General features: G+C 64.2%; 18 protein-coding genes. 11 read left to right on the forward strand and 7 right to left on the reverse strand.

What is annotated here, in order from left to right; translation table 11 throughout:
• Positions 1-28 precede the first annotated feature (28 nt).
• Entirely contained in the window at positions 29-310 is a 282-nt protein-coding gene (locus QQS14_RS06295) for a hypothetical protein (RefSeq protein WP_285906116.1), read from the reverse strand.
• A gap of 588 nt (positions 311-898) precedes the next feature.
• On the opposite strand from QQS14_RS06295, the gene QQS14_RS06300 reads away from it, so the two are divergent.
• On the forward strand, positions 899-1,159 hold the full coding sequence (locus QQS14_RS06300) for an RNA-binding regulator (protein WP_285906117.1): 261 nt from the start codon (positions 899-901) through the stop codon (positions 1,157-1,159).
• Positions 1,160-1,303: 144 nt separating this feature from the next.
• Here the strand turns inward: QQS14_RS06300 and QQS14_RS06305 are convergent, their stop codons facing one another.
• Entirely contained in the window at positions 1,304-1,939 is a 636-nt protein-coding gene (locus tag QQS14_RS06305) for a LysE family translocator (RefSeq protein ID WP_285906118.1), read from the reverse strand.
• 350 nt (positions 1,940-2,289) lie between these two features.
• On the opposite strand from QQS14_RS06305, the gene QQS14_RS06310 reads away from it, so the two are divergent.
• Together QQS14_RS06310 and QQS14_RS06315 are read left to right on the forward strand one after the other, a co-directional pair.
• Positions 2,290-2,562 (forward strand): CD3324 family protein, encoded by a 273-nt coding sequence (locus QQS14_RS06310; RefSeq protein ID WP_285906119.1) that lies wholly within the window; start codon positions 2,290-2,292, stop codon positions 2,560-2,562.
• 245 nt (positions 2,563-2,807) lie between these two features.
• Entirely contained in the window at positions 2,808-3,554 is a 747-nt protein-coding gene (locus tag QQS14_RS06315) for an SAM-dependent methyltransferase (protein ID WP_285906120.1), read from the forward strand.
• Between the two features lie 105 nt (positions 3,555-3,659).
• Here the strand turns inward: QQS14_RS06315 and QQS14_RS06320 are convergent, their stop codons facing one another.
• Positions 3,660-3,821, reverse strand: coding sequence for a magnesium chelatase subunit ChlI family protein (locus QQS14_RS06320; protein WP_285906121.1), 162 nt, complete (start codon positions 3,819-3,821; stop codon positions 3,660-3,662).
• A 156-nt stretch (positions 3,822-3,977) separates the two neighbouring features.
• On the opposite strand from QQS14_RS06320, the gene QQS14_RS06325 reads away from it, so the two are divergent.
• Both QQS14_RS06325 and QQS14_RS06330 read left to right on the forward strand, forming a co-directional pair.
• Positions 3,978-4,523: a DUF2975 domain-containing protein gene (locus QQS14_RS06325; protein ID WP_285906122.1), complete on the forward strand. Its 546-nt coding sequence runs from the start codon at positions 3,978-3,980 to the stop codon at positions 4,521-4,523.
• 6 nt (positions 4,524-4,529) lie between these two features.
• A complete protein-coding gene (locus tag QQS14_RS06330; RefSeq protein WP_285906123.1) occupies positions 4,530-4,751 on the forward strand; it encodes a helix-turn-helix domain-containing protein in 222 nt (73 codons plus the stop codon).
• Positions 4,752-4,766: 15 nt separating this feature from the next.
• On the opposite strand, the gene QQS14_RS06335 is transcribed toward QQS14_RS06330, so the two are convergent.
• Complete coding sequence (locus QQS14_RS06335) at positions 4,767-6,296, reverse strand: YifB family Mg chelatase-like AAA ATPase (protein ID WP_285906124.1); 1,530 nt, start codon at positions 6,294-6,296, stop codon at positions 4,767-4,769.
• A 174-nt stretch (positions 6,297-6,470) separates the two neighbouring features.
• On the opposite strand from QQS14_RS06335, the gene QQS14_RS06340 reads away from it, so the two are divergent.
• The 3 genes from QQS14_RS06340 (at position 6,471) to QQS14_RS06350 (ending at position 9,360) form a co-directional block, all read left to right on the forward strand.
• Positions 6,471-7,163, forward strand: a complete 693-nt coding sequence (locus tag QQS14_RS06340) for a hypothetical protein (protein ID WP_285906125.1) — start codon at positions 6,471-6,473, stop codon at positions 7,161-7,163.
• A 16-nt stretch (positions 7,164-7,179) separates the two neighbouring features.
• On the forward strand, positions 7,180-7,569 hold the full coding sequence (locus QQS14_RS06345) for a DUF3568 domain-containing protein (protein WP_285906126.1): 390 nt from the start codon (positions 7,180-7,182) through the stop codon (positions 7,567-7,569).
• 708 nt (positions 7,570-8,277) lie between these two features.
• Positions 8,278-9,360 (forward strand): MerR family transcriptional regulator, encoded by a 1,083-nt coding sequence (locus tag QQS14_RS06350; protein WP_285906127.1) that lies wholly within the window; start codon positions 8,278-8,280, stop codon positions 9,358-9,360.
• Between the two features lie 52 nt (positions 9,361-9,412).
• On the opposite strand, the gene QQS14_RS06355 is transcribed toward QQS14_RS06350, so the two are convergent.
• Positions 9,413-10,291, reverse strand: coding sequence for a LysR family transcriptional regulator (locus tag QQS14_RS06355; protein ID WP_285906128.1), 879 nt, complete (start codon positions 10,289-10,291; stop codon positions 9,413-9,415).
• Positions 10,292-10,487: 196 nt separating this feature from the next.
• On the opposite strand from QQS14_RS06355, the gene QQS14_RS06360 reads away from it, so the two are divergent.
• On the forward strand, positions 10,488-10,664 hold the full coding sequence (locus tag QQS14_RS06360) for a hypothetical protein (RefSeq protein ID WP_285906129.1): 177 nt from the start codon (positions 10,488-10,490) through the stop codon (positions 10,662-10,664).
• Between the two features lie 268 nt (positions 10,665-10,932).
• Positions 10,933-11,430, forward strand: coding sequence for a rubrerythrin family protein (locus tag QQS14_RS06365; protein WP_285906130.1), 498 nt, complete (start codon positions 10,933-10,935; stop codon positions 11,428-11,430).
• Between the two features lie 90 nt (positions 11,431-11,520).
• On the opposite strand, the gene QQS14_RS06370 is transcribed toward QQS14_RS06365, so the two are convergent.
• The gene (locus QQS14_RS06370; protein WP_285906131.1) at positions 11,521-12,465 is read right to left on the reverse strand and encodes a LysR family transcriptional regulator; all 945 of its coding nucleotides are present in this window, start codon (positions 12,463-12,465) and stop codon (positions 11,521-11,523) included.
• A 106-nt stretch (positions 12,466-12,571) separates the two neighbouring features.
• Here QQS14_RS06370 and QQS14_RS06375 point away from each other — a divergent pair, with 106 nt between their 5' ends.
• Positions 12,572-12,757 (forward strand): hypothetical protein, encoded by a 186-nt coding sequence (locus QQS14_RS06375; protein WP_285906132.1) that lies wholly within the window; start codon positions 12,572-12,574, stop codon positions 12,755-12,757.
• Positions 12,758-12,775: 18 nt separating this feature from the next.
• Here QQS14_RS06375 and asnB read toward each other — a convergent pair whose 3' ends face one another.
• The gene (asnB, locus tag QQS14_RS06380; protein ID WP_285906133.1) at positions 12,776-14,731 is read right to left on the reverse strand and encodes an asparagine synthase (glutamine-hydrolyzing); all 1,956 of its coding nucleotides are present in this window, start codon (positions 14,729-14,731) and stop codon (positions 12,776-12,778) included.
• Positions 14,732-14,796 lie beyond the last annotated feature (65 nt).

The raw sequence follows: 14,796 nt of genomic DNA on the forward strand, positions 1-14,796 counted from the left end.
CATCGCCTCGTCCGGGCGGTCGGCCCGGCTAGTCGATCCAGGCGCCCAGGGCCTCGACGATCTTCTGGGCCTGGGCCTGGCTCGAGATGTTGAACTTGGACTTGGGCCGGTAGGTGCCGTCCACCTTCTGGTAGCGGCGGATGGAGAACTTTTCCGGGCCGAATTCGCCCTTGGCGCGATTGAACTCCTGGTAGCGGAAGACGATAATGGTCCAGGCGCCCTTGGACAGGACGACCTTGTCCAGCTCCTTGACGATGAGCTGGTTATCCTCGGAATAATTGATGGTGATCTCTTCAACGGTGGTTGCCATGGACTGCTCCTTGCGATGATGCTCGCCCCTGGGGGCGGCAGGGCTCTACCAGGCTGGTTAAAAACGTCCGATTGCTGCGTTGCTTCAAAAAGGTCAAACCCTCGCGTACAGGAAGTACATCTCTGCTCTCATGATCCGTAAGGCTCGAAGACTCGCCAACGGCTCAAGGGCTTCGGTCTTGCCCTTTTTTCGCGCCTATCGCTGCTGTCTTGATCCGTAGGATTCGCCGAAGACGGCTCATCAACGGCTCAAACTGCACTCGAACATTTTTAACCAGCCTGCAAAATGACGGTTTCAAAGGGCTCTACCTCTACATAGGTAATGGGCAAAGGGCAAGGGGCCGCCAGGAGCCCGGCCCGAACCAGGCACAGGGGCTCCCAACCGGAAAGAACGCCTGGAGAAACGGGAATCGGGTTGACGAAACAATCGCCCTGGCGTAACGGCAGTATTACTCTGCGCTCCTGCCTCGCCATGGGCGGGCCGGGCGCACGGGCTGGCATTGGCGCGGGGCGGCCGCCGCACCGCCGGGAGCGACCCGGCGGGCAGCCCCTTCCCGCCGGATTCCCATTTCATTTGGAGCCTCTTGCAATGAAAAGCATTTATGTCGGCAACATTCCCTTCAGCGTTTCCGAAAACGACATCCGCGACATGTTCGGCGCCTTTGGCCGGGTTGTGGCCGTGAAACTGGTGGAAGACCGCGAGACCGGCCGTTTTCGCGGCTTCGGCTTTGTGGAAATGGACGACGCCGACGCCCTGGCGGCCATCGAGGCCCTGGACGGCAAGGACATGGGCGGACGGACCCTCAAGGTCAACGAAGCGCGGCCCAGAGAACCCCGCCCCCGCCGCTAGACGCCCACCGGCCCCCATCCGGTGCGCACCCCGCCCCCGGGGCGGCTTCCGGCGCATGGCCGGGGTCTGAAGTCGTGCCGTGCGACCTGCCGCGAATCCCGAAAATGCGCCGCGCCAAAGCCCTTCCCGGCCGCCTGGGTCCTGTCAATCGGCCAGGGCCAGCCGCAGGCCAAAGCTGACAAAGAGGGCGCCCACGGCCCGCTTGATCCAGACGCCAAAGCGCCCGCCGCCGCCGAACATGGTGGAGAGCCGGGCCGCGGACCACGCCCAGAGCAGGTTGATCAGGGTGCCGTTGACCGTGAAGATGACGCCCAGCAGCAGAAAGGCCATGGAACCGGACCCGGCATCCACGAACTGGGGCAGAAAGGCGAGGAAGAAGAGGGCCACCTTGGGATTGAGGGCGTTGGTCAGAAACCCCTGGGTGAAGACCTTGCGGGCCGGAACCCGGGCCAGCCTTTCGCCGCCCTTTCCGTCCGAGGGAGCGCGGCCATTGCCCCGGCCAAGGAGCATGACCGCGCCTATCCACACCAGATAGGCCGCGCCCACCAGCTTGACCACCAGAAATGCCGTGGCCGAGGTGGCCAGGATGGCAGACAACCCCAGCGCTGCCGCAAACACATGCACAAAGCACCCGGCCCCGATGCCCAGCGCGGCCACGCACCCGTCGCGCAGCCCGTGGGCCGCGCTGCGGCTGACGATATAGGCCACATCCTGGCCCGGCGTGATGTTCAGGAGCAGGCCGGAGACAACAAACAGCGCAAGATCGTGGGTGCCGAACATGGGATTCCTCGTGGCGGATTTTCCGCGCCCGATGGCAGGGGCGGTCACTCCGGGCTACGCCCGGGCCGGGGCGGAGTCAAGGCCCTGGACTGAGCAGGAGCTCAGACCGATGGCGACACGACAAGCCGACAAGCCTTTGACCCTAATGAATGCCTTTCGCGGGCAATGGCATGCGTCCATTGACAAGACCCCTCGGATAAACATATTATTTTGGAAACCATTACCAAGGAGACTTGATGTTTACGCATTTGGATTCTGTTCATTATGCATAGCAAGGGCTATTGCATAACAACATGATCTTTTAGGCAATAGCTCTTGCTCGATCCTGACACAAAAACAGGAGGAGCATAATGAGCTACAAGAAAGCAATTGATATCTTGCCTCACAATGTATTGAGTGCAGTCCAGCAGTATATAGACGGTGAATACATTTACATCCCGCGCAAAGAAGAAAGAAAACAGCCGTGGGGTGCAAATACACGGACAAGAGAAACCATTCGGGCACGCAATAGCGAAATCCTGTCCAAGCGTTTGGCGGGTTGCTCTGTTGCTGAATTGGCCGAGCAATACTTCTTGTCAGAAAAGGCAATATACAAAATAGTCAATGCCAGCAAAACCGGCTAACATCCAGCGCCCTGACTTCGGTCGGGGCGCTTTTTCTTTTCTGAATCAAAAAGGAGCGTGCGCACTGTGACTGTACGGAGTATGACTGCGTGTACACTGTTCAACCACATTGTCGAGAAGGAATCAATGCATGCTCATTGTTCAGATTCTTGACATGGTAACATCTTTTCCAGAAGCTGCTCTGCAAAAACTGGCATTTTGGATGAATCACTTCACGGCATAACTCAGTAATAGGAGATTCTGCATTGGACATCCCACGCATCTACACCATTACCGAAAGTGCTCACCGCATCCATAACCCGTTCACACCAGAAAAGCTCGCCACACTCGGCGCGGCGTTGCGCCTGGAATCGGGAATTCGTATCCTCGACCTCGGCAGCGGTTCAGGCGAGATGCTGTGCACTTGGGCACGCGATTACGGAATCATGGGCGTCGGCATCGACATGAGCCGGCTGTTCTCCGAGCACGCGAAACTCCGCGCCGAAGAACTCGGGGTCACCGATCAGGTCGTCTTCATCCACGGCGACGCTGTCGGCTATGTCGCGGGTGAAAAGGTCGAGGTGGCAGCCTGTCTCGGCGCCACATGGATCGGCGGGGGAGTGGTCGGCACCATCGAGCTTCTGGCGAAGAATCTCTGCGCCAACGGAATCATCCTTGTCGGCGAACCATACTGGTTGCGAATGCCACCGACGGAAGACATTGCCAGGGGATGCGAAGCCGGGTCTATTTCCGACTTTCTCATGCTTCCAGAGCTTCTCGCGTCTTTCGACGGCCTTGGTTACGATGTCGTGGAAATGGTTCTGGCAGACCAGGAAGGCTGGGACAGGTATGAGGCGGCCAAGTGGCTCACCATGCGCCGATGGCTTGAATCGAATCCCGACGACGACTTCGCGAAAGAGGTTCGAGCCAAGCTGACCGTGGAACCGAAACGCTACGCCGCGTACACCCGAGAATACCTCGGCTGGGGCGTGTTCGCGCTGATGGCGCGCTGACGACGCCATGATGACGCCGTGATGCGGGGCGGCGGGGAATCCGGCGGATTGCCACCGGGGCGACTGAGCGCCACCCGGTGGCTCGTCGATGTGTGAGTTCCTGTTTCACTGATGGAGTGCATGGGCAAAGGGGAACCCGCCTCTCACCTCCCCCTGCCGGTCCATGCTCCGGTGGTTGATGGCCTCGGCCAGGTGGGCCGGGCCGATCCAGTCGGCCGCGTCCAGGTCGGCGATGGTCCGGGCAAATGGCTGGCCCGGGCAGCGCACGGCCCGGATGCCCTCCGCCGCAAACCAAACCCCCTCCCGCCCGGCTTCGCCGCTCTCCGGCAGCGGCGCACAGAAGTCATGACCTTTTTCTTGACATTCAACAAAAATTTATTGACTAACAAGAAAATAACGTCGCTAAACAGCAAGGAGGCGATTGTGAACAGCATTCAAAGACCAAGCAAACGATTCGCTCTGCTCTTCCGCGTTCTCTTCTTCCTGTATCCAATAGGCGTCTTGGCCGTGTGGCTGGTTGCCGATCCCGGAACCGGGGGCCAATGGCTGGAACTGGACGCCTTCAAGAGGGCCGGGCTTTTTTCTGCGGACCCCCCTCTGGGAACGTGGCAGCGGCTGGCCTGCTTCGGCGCGGCCATGCTGCCGGGCGCGGCGGTCATGTATGCGTATCGGTCGCTGTGGCGTCTCTTCGACCTCTACGCCGCCGGGGCTTTCTTCGAGCAGGAAAACGTGGCCTGCTTTCGCGACATCGGGTGGGCGCTCATGGCGCAGCAGATACTGACCCTGCCCGCCGGAGCCTTGCAGACCCTGGCCCTGACCGCGCACAATCCTGAGGGCGAGCGCATGGTGACACTCGCCATAGAAGACAGCAACGTGACCCTGGTCGTGGTCGGCCTGATGATCATCCTCATCTCCAAGGTCATGGATGAGGGCAGAAAACTTCAGGAAGAGCAGCGCCTGACGGTATAGGAAGTCATGACCATACACATCAATCTCGACGTGATGCTGGCAAGGCGGAAGATGTCTTCCAAGGAGCTGGCGGCCGCCGTGGGCATCACCCAACAGAACCTGTCCATCCTCAAGACGGGCAAGGCCAGGGCCGTGCGCTTCTCCACCCTGGACGCCATCTGCCGCGCCCTGGAGTGCCAGCCCGGAGACATCCTGACCTTTGAGCAAGGCGCGGACAAGGCCGAGTGATCCGCCCCGCCCAACCTAGCCCTGCCGGTCCATGCTCCGGTAGTTGATGGCCTCGGCCAGATGGGCCGGGCCGATCCAGTCGGCCGCGTCCAGGTCGGCGATGGTCCGGGCGATGCGCAGGATGCGCACGTAGGCGCGGGCCGAGAGGCCCAGGGTCTCCACCGCCCGCTTGAGAAAGGCGTGCTCGGTCTCGCCTAGGCGGCACCAGTCCTCAAGGGCCGAGCCGGTCAGCTCGGAGTTGAGGGTGATGGGCTGGTCCGCGTAGCGCGTTGACTGTATGTCCCGGGCCGCCAGAATCCGGGCGCGCATGGTGGCCGAGTCGATGTCGCCACGGGTCTGCTTGAGGTCGTCATAGGGCACGGCCGGGACCTCCACCTGCAAGTCGATGCGGTCCAGCAGCGGGCCGGACAGGCGCGAGCGATAGCGCTGCACGGCCAGGGGCGAGCAGGTGCAGGGGTGGGTGTCGTCGGTCAGGTAGCCGCAAGGGCAGGGGTTCATGGCCGCCACCAGCATGATGTCCGCCGGATAGCGCAGCGACACCAGGGAGCGGGAGATGGTCACCTCGCCGTCCTCCAGGGGCTGGCGCAGGACCTCGAGCACGGCTTTCTTGAACTCGGGCATCTCGTCGAGGAAGAGCACGCCCCGGTGGGCCAGGGAGGTCTCGCCCGGCTGGGGGTAGCGGCCCCCGCCGATGAGGCCCACATCGGAAATGGTGTGGTGCGGGGTGCGAAAGGGGCGCGTGACCATCAGGGCCTGACCACTCGGCAGCTGCCCGGCCACGGAATATATCTTGGTCACCTCCAGCGCCTCCTCGAAGCGCAGCGGCGGGAGCACCGTGGGGATGCGCTTGGCGAGCATGGTCTTGCCCGAGCCGGGCGGGCCGATGAAGAGCAGGTTGTGCCCCCCGGCGGCCGCGATCTCGATGGCCCGCTTGGCGTGCTCCTGGCCCTTGACCTCGGCGAAATCGCTCAGGAAGGTCTGGCGCTCGGCCCACAGGGTGTCGATGTCCACGGCCGCAGGCTCCACCGCCTCCTCGCCAAGGAGCATGCGCACCACCTGGCCCAGGTCCGTGGCCCCGATGACCGGGATGTCCTTGACCACCGCGCCCTCGCGGCCGTTGTCCATGGGCACGATGATGCCGCGCCCTTGGCCCGCGCGAGCGGCCAGGGCCAGAGGCAGCACCCCGGGCACGGGCTTGAGCTCGCCGGTGAGCGACAGCTCGCCCGCCATGTACCAGCCCTCGGCAGCATCCCACGGGATCACGCCCATGGCGCAGAGGATGCCCACGGCCAGAGGCAGATCATAGGCGCTGCCCTCCTTGCGCACATCGGCCGGGGCCAAATTAACGGTGATGCGCGCGGGCGGCACCTTGAACCCGCAGTTCTTCAGGGCCGAAAAGACGCGCTCCTTGGCTTCCTTGACCGCGCCCTCGGCCAGCCCGACCATGGTGAAGCAGGGCATGCCCGAGCGGGACAGATCCACCTCAAGCTCCACCTTGAAGGCGTCGATGCCCATGAGGGCGGCGCAGGCCACTTTGGATATCACTCGCAACCCCTTGAATTATTGGTGTCCGAATGGTGTATATAGCTCAAGGGGTTTTGTAAAGGTCGGCCCGGCCAGCCAGCTGCGGGCCGTTTCGAGTTTAGACTTTTTGCCGGGCCTGTGCTACGACCGTGCCGTCACGGCAACCCATGCCGCCAGCCTTTTCCCGGAGGATACATGCGGATTCTGCTTCCGACCCTGCTGCTCCTGCTTGCCTTTGCCGCAAGCGCCCTGGCCCTGGACACCTACGACGACGCGCCGGTCCCGGCACCGGTTCATCAGGACCAGGAACCGGCCGGGCGCGCCGAAGCCGACGAGGCCGCATCCCGCCAGGACCAGCCCGAGCCGGACGGCCAGGACGCCGCCCTGCCCGAAGACGCCCGACCCGACGACACGGACACCGACCGGATGCGCGAGGAGGCCGAAGGCTTCGACCCCGACGACGAGAGCCAGAACCGAACCGCTCCGGGCTCGTCCGGCTACGTCAGCGTCATCAGGGACGACCTGCGCCTGGAGCCCCTGGGCTCCATGACCCTGCGCGATGGCACGGTCCTTGAGATCATGGAGTTCGTCAAGCTCGGCAAGTTCTACATCTACCTCTCGGGCAAGCTCAACGGCCGCTCCAGCACGGTGGTCAGCTTCACGCGCTTGAGCGATCTGCAACTGTGGGCGTCCATCTCCTTCAGGGACCAGAACACCCTGACCGTGGTGGACAGGGGCCGAAAGGAAATGTTCTTCACCGACGCCCGGCTCTACCTGGGCTCGGACAGCCCGAACACCTATACCTTCGTCACCCTCAACCGCAACAACTACCAGCCTGAAACCGCTGTCGTGTACAAGAAGGACGTCGTGTCCATCACCCTCCACTGATCGCAAAGGAGAGACCATGCACCCCATCACCCGCGCCATGACCACCGCCCTGCTCCTGGCCACGCTTCTGCTTTCCGCCGGATGCGCTGCCATCCTCGTGGGCGGGGCCGCCGCCACCGGCACCTATGTGTACCTCGACGGTCAGGCCAAAAACACCTACTCCGCCTCGCTCCAGAAGAGCTACGACGCCTCCCTGGCCGCCTGCCGCGAACTGACCATCCCGGTGACCAGCACAGCCAAGGACGGCACCTCGGGCAAGATCACGGGCAAGCTCTCCGGCGACACGGTAATCATCTCCATGAAGCTTGTGGGCGACAACCAGACCCAGATCACGGTGCGGGTCGGCATGTTCGGCAACGAGTCCGCGTCGCGCCGAATCCACGCCGCCATCTCCCGCCACCTCTAGCGGATTGCGAAAAAGCGTCCGATTGCGTCGTTGCTTCAAACAGGGCAAACCCTCGCGTAGGAAGACTACGCTTCGGTCTTGCCCTGTTTTCGCGCCTAGCACTCGAACACTTTTTCGCAATCCGCGCGTGCGCTTCGGTCCTGGATGCGCTTCGCGCCTTGCACTCGCACCATTTACGCCAGACGGGCCGGAATGGGCGGCAGGGCGCTGGAGCGCAATGCTTCGGGCTTGCCCATTTTTCGCGCCTGACACTCGAACGCTTTTTCCCGACCCGTGTGCCTGACAGGCCCCGAGATGAAGACCAGGCTTGCCGATTGCTCACGGCAGGTGGCGGCGGACAGCGGCAGGCCCCTCGCCCCGAGGGAAATTTTCAGAAAAGCAAGGGGGTGGCGTTGACTTCTAGACTTTTTCGGGATAAGGATTCGATAAGTTGCTTTTTGTCTTTTCGTAGCGTCTGGGCAGGGTGACGATTGGTGACGATGGCGCAACCGGGAGGTCTTGTGAAAGTACGCCTGGAGATGGCCCCCACGCCCTTGAAAGTGATTGTCCGGCTCGGCCGGAGCCTGACCTGGACCCGGGAGCTTGCCCGGGGAGCTGATGCGGTTTCCTGTGTCTGGAGCCGCAAACTGCGCATCCGCCCGAGGCGGCTGCGCCTCATGGACCGCACTGTCGGGCGCGCAGCGCTGCCCGGACGGGACGCAGGAAACAATGGACGAAGCATATACCCATAGGGATCTGGCCGCCCTCTGCAAGGTCTCGGAGACGACCATCAAGAGCTACCGCCGCAAGTTCCCGGGCTTCATCCCGGTGCTCACGCGCGGCAAGCCCATCCGCTTCAGGAAGGAGGCGGCCGATGTCTGCCTCAGGATACGCGACTGCTTTGACAAGGGCATGTCGGTCAACGAGACCCTGAAAATCCTCAAGGAACACTTCAAGGAATCGCCGACCGAGCGCAGACGGACTGCGGCCCCGCCCCGCCAGGACGAGGCGGCCGCTGCGGCGTCTGCCCCCGGTCCGGGCGTGGTTTCCCAGGAATACCTGGACAAGTTCTTTGCCACGGCCGGGCAGATGATGCAGGGCATGGCCGGGCTGGCCACGGCCCAGGCCAAGGCCGGGCAGCGGCTGGCAGCCCTTGAGACCGCCGTGCAGCGGCTGATCGAGGTGCAGCAGCAGAACAACGAAACATTTTCCCTTCTCCTGGCACGCACCGCCCCGGCATCGGACACTCTCGCGGCGTCCTCCTCGACCGATGCCGGGCCCGGTGCCTGTGCCGGTGCCGGAGTCGCAGCCGACGCCAAGACCGGCGACACCGCCGCGCCGCAGCCCGAGCGGCCGGTCCGGGCCAGGAAGATCGTCAACGTCACCAGCCCGGGCGGAAGCGTAAAATCCTACACCCTGGAAAAACCGGTCTCGCCGGACACTCCAAAGCCGGGCCCGGCCTCCCTGGAGCGGCCGTCCGATGCCTTCCTGAACACGCCCATCGTCATCCGCAACGACCATGGCGAGTTCCTGGGCGTGCCCGGCAGGATGCCCCTGGGGCGCTTCGTGGAGGTGCTGGTGCGCGAGGCCGAAGAGAGCGGCGCGTCCCTGTCAAACTGGCACCGCGACGAGGACACCTGGATTTTCTCCATGCAGACGCCGGGCGGCGACGCCCACGCCCTGCACTTTGACTCCACCACCACCCCGCGCGGCAACCTGGTGGTGCTCCTCGACCGCCTCGACGTCAACGGCGAGCAGACCTCGCCCCGCTTCCTTCAGGAATTCTTCCGGCAGGTGAAAGACAAGTTCTGAACCCACGGGAGCCCGGCCGGGTCAGCTTCGAGCCGCCGGGAACCAGCCTCCGCTACTCCAGCCCCCAGACCTTGCGGACATGGTCGATGACAGCGTGCATGACCGGGTCCTGGTCGCGCCGCTTGAGGCAGACGAAATGCAGGTCGATGGTCAGCCCCTCAAAGGGCACGGCGTGGACTACGCCGATGCGGTTGGCGGCCTTGAGTTCGTTCTCGCGCAGCAGGGACACCCCCTTGCCCGCAGCTACCAACACCCGGATGACCTCGTCGCCGTCCACCTCGATCTCGTAGGCTGGCTTGAGGTTGCGCGAGGCGAAGAACGGCCCGATGATCGGCTGGAGCGGGTTGTCGCTCGGGTCCATGATCCAGGGCAGTTCGGCCAGGGCGGCCAGCCCGCCCTTGATCCTTTCCTTCCAGATGTCGGGCACGGCCACGAAGAAGCGGGTGGCCTCCAGGCGCAGGGCCAGCAGGTCCGCGTTGCGCGGCGGGCCGAAGATGAACCCGCAGTCGAGCTTGCCCTGAATGATCTGGCTCTGGACCACGGTGCTGGCGCTTTGCAGAATCTGGAGCGTGACCTTGGGGTGGCGCTCGGCCAGGGAGTTGAGCAGGGGCACGATGCGCAGATATTCGGCGTCGGTGTTCAGCCCGATGGAGAGCTCGCCCACCAGCTCGCCGCCCATGTTCCGAGCCTCGATCTTGAGTTCCCGCGCGGCCCGCAGCACTTCCCCGGCCTTGTCGCGCAGCCGCCTGCCCGCCTCGGTCAGGCGCATGCCCTTGGGGGTGCGGATGAAGAGCCGGGTCTCCAGCTCCTCCTCCAGGGCCTTGATATGGGCGCTGACCGTGGGCTGGCTGGCGTGCAGCCGCTCGGCCGCGCGCGTCAGGTGCCCCTCCTCGGCCACCACCACAAAGGTCTTGAGCTGATAGAGTTCCATAGCCCCTTCTCCGGTACGCCGACCAAAAAGTCAATCACCCACCCCGATACAGATCCGGCACCTTGATCAGAAAAGCTGAAGGAGAGCATCGAACAATACAATTGGATTGGTTTCAACAGGTTCCGTAGATATGCAGATATGGAAAACCGCCCACACGGCGGCACCCCCGACCCGGGGGCAGGAAAAGGAGACAGCCATGAGCATGGATTGCGATACCCGACTCTCGATGATGGCCATGCAGCGCCGCGCTGAAAACGCCGCGCGCACCGCGCACATCCCGCGCCGCCGCCGCGCCCGCATCCGCAGGGCCAGCGAGGCCGTGACCGCTGGCGTCGCCGCCTTTGCCCTGACCCTCTTCACACGCGGATTCTGATCTTTCAGGGGCCATGCCCCATTCCACTGCGGGTTGGAGCCGCCCTTGCCCGGATTTCATCCTTTCCTCCGGGCAGGGGCGGTTCTTCATTTGCTCCACCACTAACCCCTTCCACGCTATCAAGAAAATCGTACAATTTCAGGCCGTTCTCCTTATGTAGTAATTATTATCATTTTTTGCTTGCCTGGCAATGACCGGTTGCGATACAACACTGTCAGACAAAACGGATGATTCTTTTTCACCATAGACCAATAGACAAGGAGCGACCATGAGCAAGACCCTGAAGAACCTGAAGGATGCCTTTGCCGGTGAGTCCCAGGCCAACCGCAAGTATCTCGCCTACGCCGACAAGGCAGACGCCGACGGCAAGCCCGGAGTGGCCAAACTCTTCCGCGCCGCCGCAGCCGCCGAGACCATCCACGCCCATGCCCACCTGCGCCTGATGAAGGGCATCGGCACCACCGAGGAGAACCTCAAGGACGCCATTGAGGGCGAGACCTACGAGTTCAAATCCATGTATCCCGAGATGATGGAAGAGGCCAAGGCCGAGGGCGAAAACGCGGTCCTGCGCTATTTCGGCTTTGCCAACGAGGCCGAGAAGATCCACGCAGCGCTGTACACCCAGGCCCTGGAGGCCGACTCCGACGTGTTCGCGGATGCGGAGTTCTACATCTGCTCCGTGTGCGGCCACACCACCGACGGCAAGCCCGAGGACAAGTGCCCCATCTGCAACGCCGCGCCCAAGGCCTACCACAAGGTGGACTAACCACCGGCACAGAAAATACAAATGGCCCGGCCTGGTTCAGGTCGGGCCTTTTTGTGTGGCTCTTGTGCTCCGTTTATGTGGATGCCGGGATCAGCTTCCTGGGGCCGCGTCGCGACCGCCGGACGTTTTTTCCACCCCGCAACCGCACCGGGCCGCACCGCGCCAGACCTCGGCCACCACCTCGGCCAGGGCGCGGACCAGGGGGTCTTCCCCCCGGCTTCGGCCAAAGACGAAGTTGACATTCAGGGAGAGGTGGGGCCCGGCGTCGCAGATCACGGCGCTGCCATCGCGCACCAGGGCCTCGGCATCGGCCTGCTTGAGGATGGAGATGCCCCGGCCCGTGACCACCAGCCTGCGGATGACATCCTCGCTGTCCACCTCCACATAATCCGTCAGCTCCACGCTGGCGCTGGAAAAAAGCTGACCAAAGACGACCATGAAGGGGCAGCCCATGTCCGGCTTGATCCACGGCAGGGCGGCCAACTGGTCCAGGGTCTTGCCCCTGATGCGGTCGCTCCAGGCGGCCGGGGCCACCACGCGCACCGGAATCTCGGCCAGCTTGACCGAATCCACCTCGGCATAACAGTTGTCGAAGAACGAGAAGCCGGCGTCCAGCCGCCGGTCGCGCACGTCCTTGAGGATGGTGCCGGACGTGCTCTGCACCAGCTTCAGCCGCAGGCGCGGATGAGCCTCGGCCATGCGCCCGGTCAGGTCGGCCACGCGCAGGTATTCGGGATCGGTGTTCAGCCCGATGCTCAGGGTGCCGGTCAGGTCGCGGCTGAAACCCCTGGCCTGGTTGAGCAGGTCATCGGCGGCCCGGACCACGGCCTCGGCCCGGCTTTTCAGCTCCCGGCCCGCATCGGTGAGCAGCATGCCGCGCGGGGTGCGCACGAACAGGACCACGTCCAGTTCGCCCTCAAGGGCCTTGATGTGGGCGCTCACCGCGGGCTGGCTGGCGTGGATGCGTTCGGCCGCCTTGGTCAGGTTGCCCTCGTCGGCCACGGCGATGAACGTCCTCAACTGGTAGAGTTCCATGCCACTCTCCTAGAGCCTTTTTCCGCTCGACGCAATCCGGATTCGTTATGCCTCGGTTCACGCATTGCGATTGGACGGGACCAGACCGCACGCCTATGAAGGGAACATGGAAAACCCCTGGCCCGAGGAGGCTGCCATGACCCGCAAGACCACGCCCTTTGACTGGAAATACCTGCTGCGCCCCGAAGGCGCGGACACCGAAACCCCGAGCCGGTTGGCCGGAGCCTGCAAGACCGTGGTCTGGCTCGGGGTGTCCATTCTGCTGGGCGTCGGCATGGGCCACCTCTGCTAAGACACCAAAACCCCCCGGTCAATCCCCCGGCTGCCAGCGATCAGACCACGCCTGAAACATGAGCAGGGCCCACAGCCTGGACTGATTCTCCCGCCTGCCGCTCTGGTGATCCGCCCACTGCCGGGCCACCGCGTCCGCGTCGAACAACCCCTGACGGCGCAGCCGGTCCGGGGCCAGCAGATCCGAAGCCCAGCCCTTGAGCGGCCCCCGCAGCCACTGGGCCAGGGGCACGTCAAACCCGGCCTTGGGCCGGTCCACCAGCCCGCGCGGCACATGCCTGTCCAGCACCCGCCGCAGGATATGCTTGCCCCGGCCGCCAGCCACCAGCATGGACACGGGCAACCGCCACGCAAATTCCACCACCCGATGATCCAGATACGGCGCGCGCGACTCCAGCGACACGGCCATGGTCGCCCGGTCCACCTTGTGCAACACGCCGCCGGGCAGATAGGTCACGCTGTCCGCGTACTGCATCCAGCGTACGAAATCGGCCAGCCCCGGCGCGTCGAACCCCATCCGGCCCGAAACGCCGCCAGCCAGCAGCGCCGCCGGGTCGGGCCAGGTTGAAACAAGCCGCCAGTACAGATCCTCGCGATCCGACGCGGGCAGGGCCTCGGCCAGCTTGTACGCCTTGAGCCCGGGCGTGCGCACCTGCCCCAGCCGGGGCACCACCCGGCCCGCAGCCCGGAACAGCGCGTCGTACCCGCCCGGAGACAGCCACTGCATGGCCGCAGCCAGCCCGCGCCGAACCGGCACCGGCAGCCCGGCCACACGCGCCCACACGGCCGGGCCGCTCACATGGCGATTGTACCCGGCAAACACCTCGTCGCCACCGTCGCCGGTCAGGCAGACCGTCACCCGGCTGCGCGTCAGCCGCGAAACCAGGCAGGTGGGCAGCTGCGAGGCGTCGGAAAAAGGCTCGTCATAGACATCGGGCAGGCTCTCCACCAGCCCCAGCGCGTCCTCGGGCGTGGCCGTCAGGGTCGTGTGCTCGGTGCCCAGGTGCGCGGCCACCCGCGCCGCGTCGGCCGACTCGTCGAAATTGCGGTCCGAAAACCCGATGGTGAAGCTCTGCACCGGCCGGGCCGACTGGGCCTGCATCAGGGCAGTGACCAGCGACGAATCCACCCCGCCCGACAAGAGCGCCCCAAAGGGCACATCGGAAATCATCTGCCCGGCCACGGCCTCGCCCAGCAGCGCCTCCAGCCGGTCCCGGGCCTCGTCCTCGCCGCCGGTAAAAGGATCATCCATGCCCCGGGCAGCCACCCCGGCCAGACTCCAATACGCCTCGGGCTCGGGCAACCCGCCACCAACCCCCACCGTGAGCAGGCAGCCGGGCAACAGCTTGCGCGCATCCCTATAGATGGACCGCGGCGCAGGAACATACTGATGCCGCAAGAACAGGGCCAGGGATTCCATGTCCAGCCCGGCCTCAAAGCCCGGATGCGCCCGCAGCGCCTTCAACTCCGAGGCAAAGACAAACGCCCTGCCCGCACGGCCATAATACAGCGGCTTCTCGCCCATGCGGTCCCGGGCCAGGGTCAGGGTCCGCTGCGCCGAGTCCCACAGGCCAAAGGCGAACATGCCCACGGCCCGCTCAAGAGCCCCGCGCACCCCCCATACCTGACACGCGGCCAGCAGCACCTCGGTGTCCGAATCGCCTTGCCAGGGCAGATGCGATCCGCCCGTTTCCTCAAGCTCGCGCCGCAACGCCCGAAAATTGTACAACTCGCCGTTGTAGGTCAGCACGAACCGCCCACAGCGGCTGACCATGGGCTGCGCGCCCGCCTCGGACAACTCGATGATCGCCAGCCGCCGATGCCCAAAGCCCAGCCCCACAGCCGGGTCCGCATACTCGCCAAACCCGTCCGGGCCGCGATGGGCCAACGCCTGCGCCATGCGCCGCGCCAAAACGCGCACACCCTCACCGTCGCCCGCCAAACCGGGATCAATGAAACCGATAATTCCGCACATGCCAAGCCTCTACCAGCCCCCCGCGTTGTTGGGCAATGCTTTTGGGGGAGTGCCTCCGGCGGCCA

It is taken from the genome of Pseudodesulfovibrio pelocollis (assembly GCF_030282845.1).
Taxonomy (GTDB): Bacteria; Desulfobacterota; Desulfovibrionia; order Desulfovibrionales; family Desulfovibrionaceae; genus Pseudodesulfovibrio; species Pseudodesulfovibrio pelocollis.

What these genes read in the sequence shown, in the direction of transcription:
- QQS14_RS06365 (WP_285906130.1), top strand. Translation starts at nt 10,933, where the DNA reads ATGAGCAAGACCCTGAAGAACCTGAAGGATGCCTTTGCCGGTGAGTCC.
- QQS14_RS06360 (WP_285906129.1), top strand. Translation starts at nt 10,488, where the DNA reads ATGAGCATGGATTGCGATACCCGACTCTCGATGATGGCCATGCAGCGC.
- QQS14_RS06310 (WP_285906119.1), top strand. Translation starts at nt 2,290, where the DNA reads ATGAGCTACAAGAAAGCAATTGATATCTTGCCTCACAATGTATTGAGT.
- QQS14_RS06345 (WP_285906126.1), top strand. Translation starts at nt 7,180, where the DNA reads ATGCACCCCATCACCCGCGCCATGACCACCGCCCTGCTCCTGGCCACG.
- QQS14_RS06370 (WP_285906131.1), bottom strand. Translation starts at nt 12,465, where the DNA reads ATGGAACTCTACCAGTTGAGGACGTTCATCGCCGTGGCCGACGAGGGC.
- QQS14_RS06300 (WP_285906117.1), top strand. Translation starts at nt 899, where the DNA reads ATGAAAAGCATTTATGTCGGCAACATTCCCTTCAGCGTTTCCGAAAAC.
- QQS14_RS06330 (WP_285906123.1), top strand. Translation starts at nt 4,530, where the DNA reads ATGACCATACACATCAATCTCGACGTGATGCTGGCAAGGCGGAAGATG.
- QQS14_RS06305 (WP_285906118.1), bottom strand. Translation starts at nt 1,939, where the DNA reads ATGTTCGGCACCCACGATCTTGCGCTGTTTGTTGTCTCCGGCCTGCTC.
- QQS14_RS06375 (WP_285906132.1), top strand. Translation starts at nt 12,572, where the DNA reads ATGGAAAACCCCTGGCCCGAGGAGGCTGCCATGACCCGCAAGACCACG.
- QQS14_RS06340 (WP_285906125.1), top strand. Translation starts at nt 6,471, where the DNA reads ATGCGGATTCTGCTTCCGACCCTGCTGCTCCTGCTTGCCTTTGCCGCA.
- asnB (WP_285906133.1), bottom strand. Translation starts at nt 14,731, where the DNA reads ATGTGCGGAATTATCGGTTTCATTGATCCCGGTTTGGCGGGCGACGGT.
- QQS14_RS06295 (WP_285906116.1), bottom strand. Translation starts at nt 310, where the DNA reads ATGGCAACCACCGTTGAAGAGATCACCATCAATTATTCCGAGGATAAC.
- QQS14_RS06355 (WP_285906128.1), bottom strand. Translation starts at nt 10,291, where the DNA reads ATGGAACTCTATCAGCTCAAGACCTTTGTGGTGGTGGCCGAGGAGGGG.
- QQS14_RS06350 (WP_285906127.1), top strand. Translation starts at nt 8,278, where the DNA reads ATGGACGAAGCATATACCCATAGGGATCTGGCCGCCCTCTGCAAGGTC.